Raw genomic sequence first — 13964 nt, 5'->3', positions numbered from 1 at the left:
TCAAGGCACGCGCACAATCGTGACCGAGGCGGTCGGAGCGGCCCGGCCCGTGGACCGGTGCGCGTCGCGGAAGACGCGGACGACGACTCAGAACAGGTGGATCGCGAGGTGCCCCAGCGGCAGCCCCAGCCGCCAGGCCGGTGTCCACACCTTCGGGCCGTCGTCCTCCCCGAACACCGGGCCGCCGCCCGGCACCGCGTCCAGGTCCGGCGCGAGCAGCTCGGTCTCCTCCAGCCAGCGCCAGGCGTCGTCGGCCAGCGCCAGATCCGGGCAGGGCGCGCCGGAGCCGGCCGCCCGCTCGGTCCGCTCGGCCATGCGCGCCCGCACCCAGTCCCGCCACGGCTGGTCGTAGGCGGTCAGCGCCAGCCAGTTCTCCAGCTGGGAGATCACCCGGATGCCGGACAGGTCCCCGTCGGTGTCGGACAGGAAGACGGTGAGCGCCAGCGCGTCCCGGCCGGCCCGGAACTCGAAGGACGTCGGCGGCATCAGATCGCCGGTGCGCAGCAACTCGTCGGCGATGTACTCGGCGTACAACCAGGCCATCGGCACGGCCAGTTCACCGCCGCCGGTACCGTCCGTGCTCTCGTGACCTCTGTGCAGCATCCCTTCCTGCCCTTCCTCCGGTGCGTACGCGTCGCCCGCACCTGCGGGCCCGGACCCCCGTCCGGAACGCGGATGAGGACAGCCCATGCCCGAACGGGGGCCACAGCAAGGCGCTTTGCCGAGGTTTGACCAGCCTTCCGGTTTCACCGCAGGTCGGCCGCGTAACCCGGAAGGACCCGGCGCAGGGCGCGCAGCGCGTAATACGCGCGGGACTTCACGGTACCCGGTGGAATGCCCAGGGCCTCGGCCGCTTCCGCCACACTGGCCCCACGGAAGTACACGAGCACGAGCACGTCACGGTGGGCGGGAGTGAGTGTCTTCACAGCCTCCCGGACATCGAGCATCGCCGCGGCCCGCTCGGCGTGATCGGCGGTCACCCGCGCGTTCTCGGGGACCTCGTCACCGGTCTCGGGCGGCCGGGCCCGCCGCGCCCGGCGGGCGTCGATCGCCAGGCGCCGGGCCACGGTCAGCAGCCAGGGCCGCACCGAGTCGAAGTCGTCGGCGTGCAGCGCCTCCGGATGCTGCCAGGCGCGCACCAGCGTCTCCTGGACGAGGTCCTCGGCGCGCTGGCGGTCCCCGTCGCACAGCCTGAGCAGCAGGGCGAACAGCGGACCGCCGTGCTCGCGCTGGAGCGCGGCCAGCTCGTGCTCGGCGGTCGTCGTCCCGTTCGTGAGTGAGGTTCCGGCCGTCATGGCCGTATGGCAGCGCAGGCCGCGCCCGGCGGACAGGGGGCGGAACCGGTCGTGCGACGGACGGTCGATCGCGTCGGTGAACGGTCGGCCGTGCGGTGCCCGGGCCACCGGACGGGCTAACGACGCCACCCGGGCTGTTTATCCGACGCATCAGCTTCATACCCATATGCCCGTCACGGCTTCGTCTGTCCACACGACGACTCTGGGGTGAGTTGATGATCGGACGCACCAAGCAGGTGGCGCTGGTCCTGACCGCCGTCCTCGCGGCCGGGGCGGCCTGCCGGAACCAGTACCAGAACCCCGGCACACCGGGACACGCGGCACCCCCGGCGTCCCCGGCGCCCGCCGCGGCCGGCCCCTTCACCCTGGTCGCCTCCGGGGACATCCTGGCGCACGCCACCGTCGTGGAACGGGCCGCCTACGACGCCGGGGGCGACGGCCACGACTTCCGCCCCATGCTCTCCGCCGTCCAACCGGTCGTCTCCGGAGCCGACCTGGCGCTGTGTCACCTCGCCACCGGCTACGGCCCCGAGGGCGACCCCACCGGCGGGCCCCCGCTCACCGCCCCGCCGCGGCTCGCCGAGGACCTCGCCGCCACCGGCTACGACGGCTGCTCCACCGCCTCCGCCCACGCCCTGGACGACGGCGCCGCCGGTGTCGCGCGCACCCTGGACGCCCTGGACCGGGCCGGGCTGCGGCACACCGGGACCGCCCGCAGCGAGACCGAGGCCCGCTCGGTCGTGCTCCACCGGGCCGGCGGCGCCCGGGTCGCCCACCTGTCGTACACCTCCGCCACCGGCTACCCGCCGCCCGACGGCCGGCCCTGGGCGGTCAACCTGCTCGACCCCGACCGGATCATCGCCGACGCCCGCGCCGCCCGGCGGGGCGGCGCCGACGTGGTCGTGGTCTCCGTGGACTGGGGCACCGAGGGCCAGGACGAACCCGACCGGCTCCAGCTCACCCTCGCCGGCCGCCTCACCGCCTCGGCCACCGACGGCCGCCCGGACATCGACCTGATCCTCGGCACCTCCGCCCACGTCCCCCAGGCGTACGAGAAGGTCAACGGGACGTGGGTGGTCTACGGGCTGGGCGACCAGATCGCCGGGCCGCTCCGCGACCGGCGAGGCGTCCAGGACCCGCGCGGCAACGAGTCCACGCTCGGCCGCTTCACCTTCGCCCCGCCCGACCGGCCGGGCGGGCCCTGGCGGGTGGTGCGGGCCGAGTTCGTCCCCCAGCTGTACGACCTCGACGCCGGCCGGGTGGTCGACCTGGGCCGGGCCATCGCCCAGGGCGCCGAGCTGGAGGGGGCCCGCGACCGGATCCGGGAGGTGGTCCTCAGCCGCGGGGCGGGCCAGGACGGCCTGGTCATGGCCGAGTGATCAGCCGCCGGTCCGCCCGGTGGCCAGGACCGAACGCCGGTAGGAGTAGCCGAAGTAGATGACACAGCCGAGCGCGAACCAGATCGCGAACCGCACCCAGGTCTGCCACTGCAGGAACGTGATCAGCCAGACGGAGAAGAGCATCCCCAGCGCGGGCACGACCGGCATCCCCGGCGTGCGGAAGGTACGCGGCAGGTCCGGCTGCCGGTAGCGCAGCACGATCACCGCCGCGCACACCACCACGAACGCCAGCAGGATACCGATGTTGGTCAGCTCGGCCGCCTCGGCGATCGGGACGAAGCCGGCGATGGCCGCGGACGCCACCCCCACGATCCAGGTCACCCGGGTCGGCACGTGCCGCGTCGGGTGCGTCTTGGCGAACCAGGTGGGCAGCAGACCGTCCCGGGACATCGCGTACCACACCCGGGTCACGCCCAGCATGAACGTGAACATCACCGTGAGGATGCCGATGATCGCCCCGACCGCGATCACGTCCGCCAGCGCGCCGAGGCCCACCGACTTGAACGCCGTGGAGAAGCCGCTCTCCTTGTCGATCTCCTTGTAGTTCTGCATGCCCGTCAGCACCAGGCAGGCCGCCACGTACAGCACCATCGAGATGACCAGCGAGTAGACGATCGCCTTCGGCATGTGCCGCTGGGCGTCCTTGGACTCCTCGGCCGCCGTCGACATCGCGTCGTAGCCGAACACCGCGAAGAACACCGTGGCCGCGCCGGTGAACGCCCCGCCGATCCCGTACGGGAAGAACGGCTGGTAGTTCCCGGTGTCGATGTGGAACACGCCCACCCCGATCACCAGCAGCACCACCAGCACCTTCAGGGCGACCACGAACGTCTCGAACCGGGCCGCGCTGCGGATGCCCAGGTTCAGCAGCCAGGCGATGAGCAGACACAGCACGGCCGCGAACAGGTCGACCCGGTGCCCGCCGCCGGTGCCGGGCGCGCCCAGCATCCACTGCGGCAGATCGGCGCCCATCTCCCTGACCAGGAAGCCGAAGTAGCCGGAGATGCCGATGGCCACCACCGACACGATCGCCGTGTACTCCAGCAGCAGGTCCCAGCCGATGAACCAGCCCGCGAACTCGCCGAGCACCGCGTACCCGTAGGTGTAGGCCGACCCCGCCTTCGGGATCATCCCGGCGAACTCGGCGTACGACAGCGCCGCGCAGGCGCTCGCCGCACCGGCGATGAGGAAGGACACCAGCACCGCGGGCCCGGCCGTGCCGTTGGCCACCGTGCCGGCCAGCGTGAACACGCCCGCGCCGATGATGCCGCCCACCCCGATCGCGGTGAGCTGCCACAGCCCCAGCGACCTCTCCAGCCGGGTGCCCTCGCCGACCTCCGTCTCCTCGATGTGCTCGATGGGTTTGCGGCGGAGAATTCCCTGGCCCGCGCGGAGCCTGCCCATGCGTCTCACCCTTTTGCCCACGGAAACGGCTGACGGCGGATCATGATGTCTCAGCACCGCCGCCCAGGGAAGGCGCCACGCACGGCCCGGGGCGCCATCCGGGTACCGGCCGGGCACGCCCCTCGCGCCCGCCGGTCCCGGCCGGAGCGCCGCCGCCGGCCGCCTACGGCACGACCGTCACCGGCCAGCGGCCCGCCTTCACCAGGCGGACCGCCACGGAACCGATGATCCGGTGGCCCGCCTGCTCCGAGGCGCCCACCACCACCGCGTCCGCCTTCAGTTCGTCCGCCGCCTTCACCAGCCCGCCGTAGGGGTCGCCGCGGAAGGTGTGGAACTCCCAGCGCACCTCGAATATGCCCTTGACCCGCTCGGCCGCCTCCCGGATCTGCGTGATCAGGTCCTCGGCGATCTCGTCGGTCGTGTCGGCCACCGGCGCCCCGAGCGCCGCGCCCGCCGCGAGCACCGGCTGCACGTACACCACGGCCAGCAGCGCGTGCTGGCGCCGGGCCAGCCCTCCCGCGTACGCGGCGGCGCGCAAGGAGGAGTCCGAGCCGTCCACGCCGACGACGATGACCTTCGGGCCGTCCGTGCCCCGCTCGAACGTGTGCGCGGGCTGTTCGTGCTGTTCCGTCACGCCCCGAGGCTAGCGGAACCCGCGGTTCCCGCGCAGGGCCGGGGCCCGCCGCCGGGCGCGGAGCCGCGGGCACGGCAGGCGGTCGCCGCGGACGCGGGCGAGGAGGCTGCTGCGGAAGCGTCCGTCCGCTCCGCTGTCCGGGTGCATTACCGCGCCGCACCGACGGCGGTGCGGTGCGGCGGAGTCCGGCCGGGCGACTGATGGGTCATGCAGAAGGATCAGTTGTTCACGCGGCGCCGGATGCTCCTCGCCGGCGTCGCCGCGCTCGGTTCGGCGGGCACCGCGGGAGCCGTCCTGGCGAGCGACGGCGAGGAGACCGTCCGGGCCGCCGCGGCCCCCGCCCCCGCGCCCGGTCCGCAGGCCCGCCCGGCCCTGGGACCCTCCGCCTTCCGGCTCCAGCCGCTCACCGGATACGGGCCGCCGCGCACCCCGCCCCGCAAGCTCAAGGTGCGCGACGAACCCATCCTGCGGATCTCCGGACGCGGCCGGCGCATGGTGCTGACCTTCGACGACGGCCCCCACCCGGACTACACCCCGCACATCCTCGACACCCTCGCCCGGCACCGGGTCCGGGCGATGTTCTTCGTCTGCGGGGAGTGCGTCGTGGACAACAGGGAACTGCTGGCCCGGATGGCCGAGGAGGGCCATGTAGTCGGCAACCACACGTGGACCCACCCGCTGCTGACGACCCTCGGCCGCAAGGAGATCCGCTCCGAGATGGAGCGCACCAGCGACATCATCGAGGACACCTACGGCGACCGGCCCCAGTGGTTCCGCGCGCCCTACGGTGCCTGGAACCGGGCCACGTTCCAGCTCGGCGCGGAGATGGGCATGGAGCCGATGGCCTGGACGGTGGACACCACCGACTGGATGGAGCCCGGCACCGCCACCATCGTCGACCAGGTGGAGAGCGGCGCCGCCCCCGGCGTCGTGGTGCTCTCCCACGACGCCGGGGGCGACCGTTCGCAGACCGTCCGCGCGATCCGCGAATGGCTGCCCCGTCTGCTCGACTCCGGCTATCACCTCACCGTGCCGCGCCGGCGGGTGTGAGGGCTCCCCCCGATCAGAGGACCGCGGCCAGGCGGGCGAAGACGACGACGTTGCCGTCGTAGCCGTTCTGCTTCGAGAAGCCGCCCCCGCAGGTGATGACCCGCAGTTCCGGGGTGCCCTTGGAGCCGTAGACCCGGTCGCCGGGGAAGGCGTTCTTCGCGAAGACCTCGACGCCGTAGACCTCGAACACGGCGGTCTTGCCGTCCTGGCGCAAAACCTCGACCTGGCTGCCCTTCCGCAGCGCCCCGAGGCCGTAGAACACGGCGGGGCCCTGCTGGTTGTCGACATGGCCGACGATGACCGCGGTGCCCTTCTCGCCGGGGGACACCGCGCCGGTGAACCAGCCGGCCTGGCCCGGGTTCTCCGGCGGCGGCGCGGCGACCCAGCCCTCCGGGTCCAGCCCGACCTGCACGACGGGGGCGTCCACCCGGATCGCCGGGATCCGCACCCGGCGCACGGGCGAGAACGGCAGCGCGGCGGGCGCGGGCGCGAGGGCGCCGAGGGTGGCGTGGGCGTCCGGGGCCGCCGCCGAGGCGGGCTGCGGCGGTCCGACGTCGAACTCCCCGGAGCCGTTGCGGATGAGGGCCAGACCGGTCAGCAGCACCAGCGCTATCACGCCCCACGGGGCGCGCCTCTTCCGCCGCTCCTCCTCTTCGGCAAGCAAGGCCAGCTTGGACGCAGACATTCGCCATCCCCTCTCGACGCGGTCGCGCCACGTCCATCGCGCATGGGAAAACGCTAAGTCCCGCGCGGGCGGCGGGCGACGGGGCGATCGGCGAACGGGTGGCCGGCCGCACGCCCGGTGAGCCATCCGAGTTGCCGTTCCCAGGAATTTTCTGACGGTCCGTGACCTGCGGCAATATCCGATTGTGTGGTGATACGCCGGTGTGTCGGCTCACCAGGACGGACCATTCTCGACATGCGGGCGTGTTCCGCGCGCCCGAGGGTCGTCCCGGGAGGTGCTTCTCGCCGATCCACCGGGGACGGGCCCCGGTGACCTCCCGCGGAGGAACACATGCGCAACCAACGCGCCCTGGCGGCGGCGTGCACCACGGTCGCCGTCCTCGGGCTCGCCGCCCCCGTGGCCGTCGCGGACGGCATGGGCAACGGGGGCGGGCCGAGCGGCACCGACACCACAGTCATCGTCCCCGGCACCGGCAACATCGGCACCTTCAGCGGAAACGGTGTCTTCCCCGGGAACGGCAACGTCAACGGCAATGGCCACTTCAACGGGAACGGCAACGGGAACGGCAACTTCAACGGCAACGGCAACGGAAACGGGAACTTCAACGGCAACGGCCGTGGCGGGGAGGGCAACGGCCGCGGGGGCGAGGGCAATGGCCGCGGAGGCGAGGGCAACGGGCGCGGGGGCGAGGAGAACGGCCACGGCGGCGAGGGCGGGGGCAACGGGCGTGGAGGCGAGGGCAACGGGCGCGGAGGGGAAGGAAACGGGCGGGGCGGAGAGGGCTTCGGCAACGGCCGTGGCGGGGGCGGCGGGGGCAACGGCCACGGCGGCGAGGGCGGGGGCAACGGCCGCGGGGGCGAGGGCTTCGGCGACCGGGGAGGCGACTTCGGGCACGGGAACGGCGGCGAGGGCCGTGACGACGGCTTCGGCAACTCGCGCGACATCTTCGTCACGCCCGATGTGCTCCCGGCCGGGGGACGCCTCACCATCATCGTGAACGGCTGCCGGGGCGGCACCGCGAGCTCGGACGCCTTCGGCACCATCCGGCTGGAATCGTTCCGCGACGACACCGCGCGGGGCGTCGCCTTCGTCGACCGCGACGCCCGCCGGGGCCGGTACAGCGTCACCGTCCGCTGCGACGGCCGGACCCTGACCCGCCGGGACGCCTTCACCGTGCTCGGCGGTGTCAACGGCGGCCTCGGCGGCAGCCGGACCAGCGGCGCGACGCCCACCGACATGGCCATCGGCGGCGGTCTGGTGGCCACGGCCCTGGTCGGCGGCGGTGCCTTCTGGCTGCGCCGCCGGCACGCGAAGGGGGCCTGAGCCCACGGTGCGCCACGGAGGTCAGCGGGACCGGCGCGACCGTCCCCGCGCCGGGTACCCACATGACGACAGGCCTCCGCCCCCGCTTCCGCGCGCGACGCGGAACCGGGGGCGGAGGCCCGTCGTGGCGGGAGGTCAGCCGCCGGCGCCCGGGAACATGGTGAGGAACGGCTCCGGGGTCACCGCGATGCCCCGGCTGTACGGCGCGTCGAAGTCCCAGATGAGGAACAGCATGAAGGCGATGGTCGCGGAGAACAGCCCGGCCAGGACCAGTTCCCGGCCGGTGCGCCGGATCTGGAGCGCGAACACCATGCCGATGGTGATCAGCCCGCCGGTGATCAGGCCCCACCACACGACCGGCGGCATGGTGACCCCGGTGGAGTCGGCGCGCGCGTTGCGCGCCTGGTCGGCGGCGGCCATCTGGTCCAGCAGCGGCTGGTAGGCCTGGGCCTCGAAGTCGTTCCCCGGCCGGTAGTCGGTGACGTCCGCCCGGACCCGGCCGAGCAGTTCGCCGCCGCGCTCGGTGACCTGCTGCTCGTCCGCCATCCGCCGCCACTCGGTGTGGACGACGTATCCGACGTAGGCGTCCACGTCCGCGCGGACCCGGTCCCGGACCTCCGGCGGGTACACGCGCACCCGCTCCGAGATCTCGTGCAGGGCCTGCGCCTCCGCCTGCACATGGTCCTGCGCGGCGCTGCGGGCCTCCCACACGCCCGCGATGGCCAGCCCCAGGACGATGGCGTAGATGACGCCGATCCACATCGTCATGTACTCGATGACGTCGGGGGTCTCGCTGGGATCCTCGTCCTCGGAGGCCGTCCGCTGCCGCACCAGTGTGATGACGACCACCACGGCACAGGCCCCCGCCATCGCGAGGACGAGAACAAGCCAATCCGACAACTGGTGCCTCCAGGAGTGAGGGGCCGCGCGTCAGCGCGGGCGCAGGGCGGCGACGGCCACGATCGCCGGGATGGTGATGAGCAGGACATAGGTGACGGGGGTGGTGTGCCGGCGCGCCGGACGGCGGACGGTGTGCGGGTGGTACACCGGGTAGCTCACGGGTGACGCGGAGGGCCGCGGGGTGGGCGTGGGGGCGGGCTTCGGCGGAGGTTCGGGGGCCGGAGTGGGTGTGGGGGTGCGGACGACGGGGGTGGGTGTCGGCCGGGGTGCCGGGGGCGCCGGGGCCGGCCGGGTGGGTGGCCGAGGCGTGGGGGTGGGTGCCGGAGTGGGTGTGGGTGTGGGGGTGGGCGTCGGTTCGGGTGGTGGTGGGGTCGGTGTCGGCTTCGGGGGCGGCGTGGGCTTCGGCGGGGGAGTGGGCGTGGGCGTCGGCTCGGGCGGACACGGGGGCGGGGGCGGCGGTTCGGGGCAGGGCGGGTCGGGCCAGTGAGGGCCGCCGGGTGGGCGGGGCCAGTGGTGGTGGCCGGGCAGGTCGGGCCGGTGGTGGTGGCCTGGCGGGTGGAGGCGGTGGTGACCGCCGGGCCGGTGAGGCCGGTCGGACCCGCCGGCGTGGGCCACTACCACTGTGCCGCCCGGGCCCGTCGAGACGTACAGGCAGGCGTCGGCCGACGCGGTACCGGCCGGCCAGCCCACCAGGGCCCAGGTCAGTGTCAGCAGGGCCAGCACCCGTGCGGTGGGTGCGCATCGGGTCACTTCGGGTCCATGCACGAGGCAGATCATGAGGTGCGGCGGGACGGCCTTACCCCACAGTGGCCCGAGGTTGCTCCGAAAGAGGGAGTTTGGCTTACCGGAGGTTTGACGGACGGAACGGCCGCATATGCCGACCGCACCGCCCGTCGGTGACCCCATGGAGGAAATTCCCGCCCGCCGGTGAACACGGCGGGCCCCTCTCCCCGTACCCATGGCCGTGCGGCGGCGCGGCAGGCGCCGCGGTATCCAGGTGACGATGGGGAGTTGACGATGAGGACCTCCTGGCGGACCGCCTCACTGGTGGCCACGGCCGCCGCGGTGCTGGCGCTGACGACGGCATGCGGTCAGGACGACGGCACCCCTCCCGCGTCGGCGGCGCGCGACGCCGGGGCGACGGTCGCGGCGGGCGACGACGCGGCCCCGGGCGGCGGCACCGCGATCGGCGCGGGCAACGGCTACGGCGCCGACGCCACCGAGGACTCCACGGCCCCGCCCACCCCCGCGGGCGAGCTCACCGTGGCGAGTGACCCCGGACTCGGCAAGGTGCTGACCGACGGCTCCGGCCTCACCCTCTACCGGTTCGACAAGGACACCGCCGACCCGCCGAGGTCCAACTGCTCCGGAGACTGCGCCACCACCTGGCCGCCGGTCCCCGCCGACGACGCCACCGCGGGCGCCGGCATCGACCGGGCGCTGCTCGGCGAGGTCACCCGCGCCGACGGCTCCAAGCAGCTCACCATCGGCGGCCGGCCCGCGTACCGCTACGCCAAGGACGTCAACGCCGGTGACGTGAACGGCCAGGGAGTGGTCGGCACTTGGTTCGCGCTCACCCCGACCGGCGAGAAGGCCGAGCCGTCCGCACGGCCCGGGCTGTCCGTTCGCAAGGACCCGGAACTCGGGGAGATCGTCGTGGACCGCGAGGGCAAGACCGTCTACCGCTTCCTGAAGGACAAGGCCTGGCCCGAGTCCGTCTCGAACTGCGCCGGGGCCTGCCTGGAGAAGTGGCCCGCCGTCGCCCCGGTCGCCGCCGACGACACCGAGGGCGTGCGGGTGAAGGGCCTCATGCCCTTCACCCGTGCCGACGGGACCAGGCAGATGACCGTCGACTGCTGGCCCGTCTACACCTTCTCCGGGGACAAGGCGCCGGGCGACACGAACGGTCAGGGCGTGGGCGGCACCTGGTACGCCGTCTCGCCCGACGGCAAGCCGGTGGGCGAGACGGGCACGTAGACCACCTCCCCGGGCCGATCACCCGCCCCGGCCCGGCGTACGGCCGACGATCCGCCCCCTCCGCACCGAGCGGAGGGGGCGGATCGTCGTGTGCGCGCCGGAATCCGTCAGGGGCGGCCGCGTCGTCACGGACCGGGGTCGTACGGGCACTTGCCGCAGGCAGTGACCGGGAACGGATGGTCAATTTCCGTTTCGGGTCGCTCCTTTGGCGGGCGATCAGTAGCCTCTGCTCGAACACCGGATCGCCTACACCTGTCCACGCTTTGGAGACATATATGGAGCGTCCTGCCTGGGCCCCACGCAGCATCGACATCTCGGTGCCGAGCGTCTCGCGGATCTACGACTACTACCTGGGCGGTTCGCACAACTTCGAGGTGGACCGGGAGGCGGCCCGCCGGGCCATGGAGTTCATGCCGGGCCTGCCGAAGGTCATGCAGGCCAACCGTGCGTTCATGCGCCGAGCGGTGCGGTTCGCGGCCGGCGAGGGCATCACCCAGTTCCTCGACATCGGCTCCGGCATCCCGACGTTCGGCAACGTCCACGAGGTGGCCCAGGCCGCCGTACCGGGCGCCCGGGTGGTCTACGTCGACCACGACCCGGTGGCCGTCGCGCACAGCGAGGCCGTGCTCGCGGACAACGACGACGCGGACGTGCTCGCCGCCGACCTCCTCAAGCCCCGGGAGATCCTGACCAGCCCCCGGCTGGAACGGCTCATCGACCTGAAGCGTCCGGTGGCGCTGCTGCTCGTTGCCATACTGCACTTCGTGGACGACGCGGACGACCCGTACGGTGCGGTGGCCGAGCTGCGCGAGGCGCTCGCGCCCGGCAGCCTGCTGATCCTCACCCATGCCTCGTACGAGGGAATCCCGCTGCCCGCCCAGCGGGCCGAGGGAGCGGTGGACGTATACAAGGACATTCGCAACCCGCTGATCATGCGCTCGCGCGACGAGGTCGCGCGGTTCTTCGAGGGGTACGACATGGTGGAACCCGGACTGGTGCAGATGCCGCACTGGCGCCCGGACTCGGCACCGGAGGACGAGGATCCGTATGCCTTTGCCGGATTCGCCGGCGTGGGGCGTTCGGCGTGAGCGCGGAACCGGACGGGCCGGAGGACAGACTGCGCCGCCTGACGACCATCTGGAGCCGTGCGGTCTACCCGGTGACCTCGACCTCGCTGACCCGCGCCGAGTTCGCTGAGGAACTCCTGCCGCTCGCGCGCCGGTTGAGCGAACTGCTGCACGCCCGCCTCTTCGACGCGGACGCCGCGAAGGCCGTCGGGGCCGCCCTGGTCGACGCGCACTGCACCGATCCCGAGGCGCTGGTCCGCACCCTGGACTGCGTCGACGCCTACCTGGTCCTGTACTGCGGCGAGGACGGCCCCCAGGACGAACTGCGGCTGCGTTCCTCGCGGTTGCAGCACGCGATGGCCGCCGGCTACGCCCAGGCGCTGCGCGAGCGCACCCGTGCCGAGCAGGAGGCCATCGCCCAGGCCGCGTTGCGGGCGCAGGGCGTGGTCGCCCAGGCGCTGCACGCCAGCGAGGCCCGCTTCCGCGCGGTCTTCGAGGGCGCCGCCATAGGGATCGGCATCGCCGACCTGCGCGGCAACGTCCTCCAGGTCAACGAGGCGCTACTGCGCATGTTCGGCCTCTCCGAGCAGACCCTGCGCGGCCGGCGCGTCCAGGACTGGGCGCACCCCGAGGACGCCCCGCACATCCGGCGGCTGTACGAGGAGCTGGTGCGCGGCGAACGCGAGCACTACCACGTGGAGAAGGCGTTCAACCGGCCCGACGGAACGGTCCTGTGGACCAACCTGACCGTCTCGCTGCTGCGGGACGCCGACGGCAGCCCGCAGTACCAGCTCGCCCTCATGGAGGACACCACCGAGCGCCGGCTGCTCAATCTGCGGCTGCGCTACGAGGCCACCCACGACGCCCTGACCGGCCTGCCCAACCGCACGCTGTTCTTCGAGCGGCTGGAGAAGGCCCTGAACGCGGGCGAGGGCCAGCGGTTCGGCCTGTGCTACCTGGACCTGGACGGCTTCAAGACCATCAACGACAGCCTCGGTCACGCGGCCGGCGACCGGTTGCTGGTGGAGGTCGCCGACCGGCTCCAGTCCTGCGCGACCGCGCCCGGCGAGATGGTCGCCCGGCTCGGCGGCGACGAGTTCGTGGCCCTGACCACCGGCCCCGGCACCGAGCGCGGGGTCGACGAACTCGCCGAGCGCATCATGAGCGCGCTCGTGACCCCGATCAGCATCGACGGCCGCGATCTGCTGGTCCGGGGCAGCCTGGGCATCGTGGAGGGGCCGGCCGGCGAGCGTACCGCCGCCGAGGTGCTGCGCAGCGCCGACATCACCATGTACCGGGCGAAGTCGGCGGGCGGCAACCGCGCGGAACTCGCCGACCCCGAGGCGGACGCCCGCGCCATCACCCGGCACGGCCTGACCACGGCCCTGCCGACCGCCCTGGAACGCGGCGAGTTCTTCATCGAGTACCAGCCCCTGGTGCACCTCGGGGACGGCAGCGTGCGCGGCGCCGAGGCCCTGGTGCGGTGGCTGCATCCGCAGCACGGGGTGCTCGGCCCGGACCGGTTCATCCCGCTCGCCGAGCACACCGGCCTGATCGTGCCGCTCGGCCGCTGGGTGCTGGAGGAGTCGATCCGACAGGCCCGCGCCTGGCGCGAACGCCACGGCGGGCAGGCCGGCCCGCTGCGGATCAACGTCAACCTCTCGCCCTGCCAGCTCGGTCACCCGGGGCTGGTGCAGGACACCGTGGAAATCCTCGAACGCGCGGGCGTCACCCCGGACGCGCTGTGCCTGGAGGTCACCGAGTCCGCGCTCATCGGCGCCGACGACGACCTCCTCAAGCCGCTGCGCCGGCTCGCCGAGATGGGTGTCGACATCGCCCTGGACGACTTCGGCACCGGCTACTCCAACCTCGCCAACCTGCGCCGGCTGCCGGTCAGCATCCTCAAGCTCGACCGCTCCTTCACCCAGGGCATGCAGCGGTTCCCCGCCGACCCCGTCGACCTGAAGATCGTGGAGGGCATCGTCTCCCTCGCCCACAGCCTCGACCTGGCGGTCACCGTCGAGGGCGTGGAGACCGGCGCGCAGGCCGAGCAACTGCGCATACTGGGCTGCGACACGGCCCAGGGCTGGTACTACGCCCGCCCGGGCCCGCCGGAGCGGCTCCACGACCTGACCCTGGTGGACGCGACGGGCTGACCGACGCCGGGAGTCCCGCGACCCGCCGGCCATGTCCCCGTTTCGCGCCCCGCCCGGGCCGGTGGGGCGCTCC

At 73.3% G+C, this 13964-nt stretch carries 13 protein-coding genes; 6 read left to right on the top strand and 7 right to left on the bottom strand.

What is annotated here, in order from left to right:
- Positions 1–87: 87 nt before the first annotated feature.
- Positions 88–603 carry a hypothetical protein gene (locus ACSURM_RS04530; RefSeq protein WP_436953648.1) on the bottom strand — a complete coding sequence of 172 codons (516 nt, stop codon included), beginning with the start codon at positions 601–603 and terminating at the stop codon, positions 88–90.
- Positions 604–746: 143 nt separating this feature from the next.
- Positions 747–1295, bottom strand: coding sequence for a sigma-70 family RNA polymerase sigma factor (locus ACSURM_RS04525; RefSeq protein ID WP_436953647.1), 549 nt, complete (start codon positions 1293–1295; stop codon positions 747–749).
- A gap of 215 nt (positions 1296–1510) precedes the next feature.
- Between ACSURM_RS04525 and ACSURM_RS04520 the strand changes: the two genes are divergently transcribed.
- Positions 1511–2674: a CapA family protein gene (locus ACSURM_RS04520; protein ID WP_436953646.1), complete on the top strand. Its 1164-nt coding sequence runs from the start codon at positions 1511–1513 to the stop codon at positions 2672–2674.
- Here the strand turns inward: ACSURM_RS04520 and ACSURM_RS04515 are convergent, their stop codons facing one another.
- A complete protein-coding gene (locus ACSURM_RS04515; protein WP_436953645.1) occupies positions 2675–4099 on the bottom strand; it encodes an amino acid permease in 1425 nt (474 codons plus the stop codon).
- 163 nt (positions 4100–4262) lie between these two features.
- Entirely contained in the window at positions 4263–4733 is a 471-nt protein-coding gene (locus tag ACSURM_RS04510; protein WP_030786473.1) for a universal stress protein, read from the bottom strand.
- Positions 4734–4940: 207 nt separating this feature from the next.
- Between ACSURM_RS04510 and ACSURM_RS04505 the strand changes: the two genes are divergently transcribed.
- Positions 4941–5783 (top strand): polysaccharide deacetylase family protein, encoded by an 843-nt coding sequence (locus ACSURM_RS04505; protein ID WP_436953644.1) that lies wholly within the window; start codon positions 4941–4943, stop codon positions 5781–5783.
- A gap of 13 nt (positions 5784–5796) precedes the next feature.
- On the opposite strand, the gene ACSURM_RS04500 is transcribed toward ACSURM_RS04505, so the two are convergent.
- Positions 5797–6468 carry a class F sortase gene (locus ACSURM_RS04500; RefSeq protein ID WP_436953643.1) on the bottom strand — a complete coding sequence of 224 codons (672 nt, stop codon included), beginning with the start codon at positions 6466–6468 and terminating at the stop codon, positions 5797–5799.
- A 330-nt stretch (positions 6469–6798) separates the two neighbouring features.
- Here ACSURM_RS04500 and ACSURM_RS04495 point away from each other — a divergent pair, with 330 nt between their 5' ends.
- Positions 6799–7791, top strand: a complete 993-nt coding sequence (locus ACSURM_RS04495) for a hypothetical protein (RefSeq protein WP_436953642.1) — start codon at positions 6799–6801, stop codon at positions 7789–7791.
- A gap of 135 nt (positions 7792–7926) precedes the next feature.
- Here ACSURM_RS04495 and ACSURM_RS04490 read toward each other — a convergent pair whose 3' ends face one another.
- Positions 7927–8691 carry a hypothetical protein gene (locus ACSURM_RS04490; protein WP_391337754.1) on the bottom strand — a complete coding sequence of 255 codons (765 nt, stop codon included), beginning with the start codon at positions 8689–8691 and terminating at the stop codon, positions 7927–7929.
- A gap of 30 nt (positions 8692–8721) precedes the next feature.
- On the bottom strand, positions 8722–8850 hold the full coding sequence (locus ACSURM_RS04485) for a hypothetical protein (protein WP_318200072.1): 129 nt from the start codon (positions 8848–8850) through the stop codon (positions 8722–8724).
- Positions 8851–9708: 858 nt separating this feature from the next.
- On the opposite strand from ACSURM_RS04485, the gene ACSURM_RS04480 reads away from it, so the two are divergent.
- From ACSURM_RS04480 to ACSURM_RS04470, 3 genes are all read left to right on the top strand, one after another.
- A complete protein-coding gene (locus ACSURM_RS04480) occupies positions 9709–10668 on the top strand; it encodes an SCO0930 family lipoprotein (protein WP_436953641.1) in 960 nt (319 codons plus the stop codon).
- A 275-nt stretch (positions 10669–10943) separates the two neighbouring features.
- Positions 10944–11756: an SAM-dependent methyltransferase gene (locus tag ACSURM_RS04475; RefSeq protein ID WP_436953640.1), complete on the top strand. Its 813-nt coding sequence runs from the start codon at positions 10944–10946 to the stop codon at positions 11754–11756.
- The gene (locus ACSURM_RS04470; protein ID WP_436953639.1) at positions 11753–13891 is read left to right on the top strand and encodes a putative bifunctional diguanylate cyclase/phosphodiesterase; all 2139 of its coding nucleotides are present in this window, start codon (positions 11753–11755) and stop codon (positions 13889–13891) included. Before ACSURM_RS04475 ends, ACSURM_RS04470 begins: the two co-directional genes overlap by 4 nt.
- Positions 13892–13964 lie beyond the last annotated feature (73 nt).

The organism is Streptomyces sp. SudanB182_2057 (assembly GCF_964272715.1).
Taxonomy (GTDB): Bacteria; Actinomycetota; Actinomycetes; order Streptomycetales; family Streptomycetaceae; genus Streptomyces; species Streptomyces rubradiris.
Note: the sequence above shows the minus strand (reverse complement) of the source record. Positions and strands in the feature narration are given on the sequence as shown.

Bases quoted from the DNA above. Each gene is read 5' to 3' on its own strand.
- ACSURM_RS04530 (WP_436953648.1), bottom strand. From the start codon at position 603: ATGCTGCACAGAGGTCACGAGAGCACGGACGGTACCGGCGGCGGTGAA.
- ACSURM_RS04525 (WP_436953647.1), bottom strand. From the start codon at position 1,295: ATGACGGCCGGAACCTCACTCACGAACGGGACGACGACCGCCGAGCAC.
- ACSURM_RS04520 (WP_436953646.1), top strand. From the start codon at position 1,511: ATGATCGGACGCACCAAGCAGGTGGCGCTGGTCCTGACCGCCGTCCTC.
- ACSURM_RS04515 (WP_436953645.1), bottom strand. From the start codon at position 4,099: ATGGGCAGGCTCCGCGCGGGCCAGGGAATTCTCCGCCGCAAACCCATC.
- ACSURM_RS04505 (WP_436953644.1), top strand. From the start codon at position 4,941: ATGCAGAAGGATCAGTTGTTCACGCGGCGCCGGATGCTCCTCGCCGGC.
- ACSURM_RS04500 (WP_436953643.1), bottom strand. From the start codon at position 6,468: ATGTCTGCGTCCAAGCTGGCCTTGCTTGCCGAAGAGGAGGAGCGGCGG.
- ACSURM_RS04495 (WP_436953642.1), top strand. From the start codon at position 6,799: ATGCGCAACCAACGCGCCCTGGCGGCGGCGTGCACCACGGTCGCCGTC.
- ACSURM_RS04480 (WP_436953641.1), top strand. From the start codon at position 9,709: ATGAGGACCTCCTGGCGGACCGCCTCACTGGTGGCCACGGCCGCCGCG.
- ACSURM_RS04475 (WP_436953640.1), top strand. From the start codon at position 10,944: ATGGAGCGTCCTGCCTGGGCCCCACGCAGCATCGACATCTCGGTGCCG.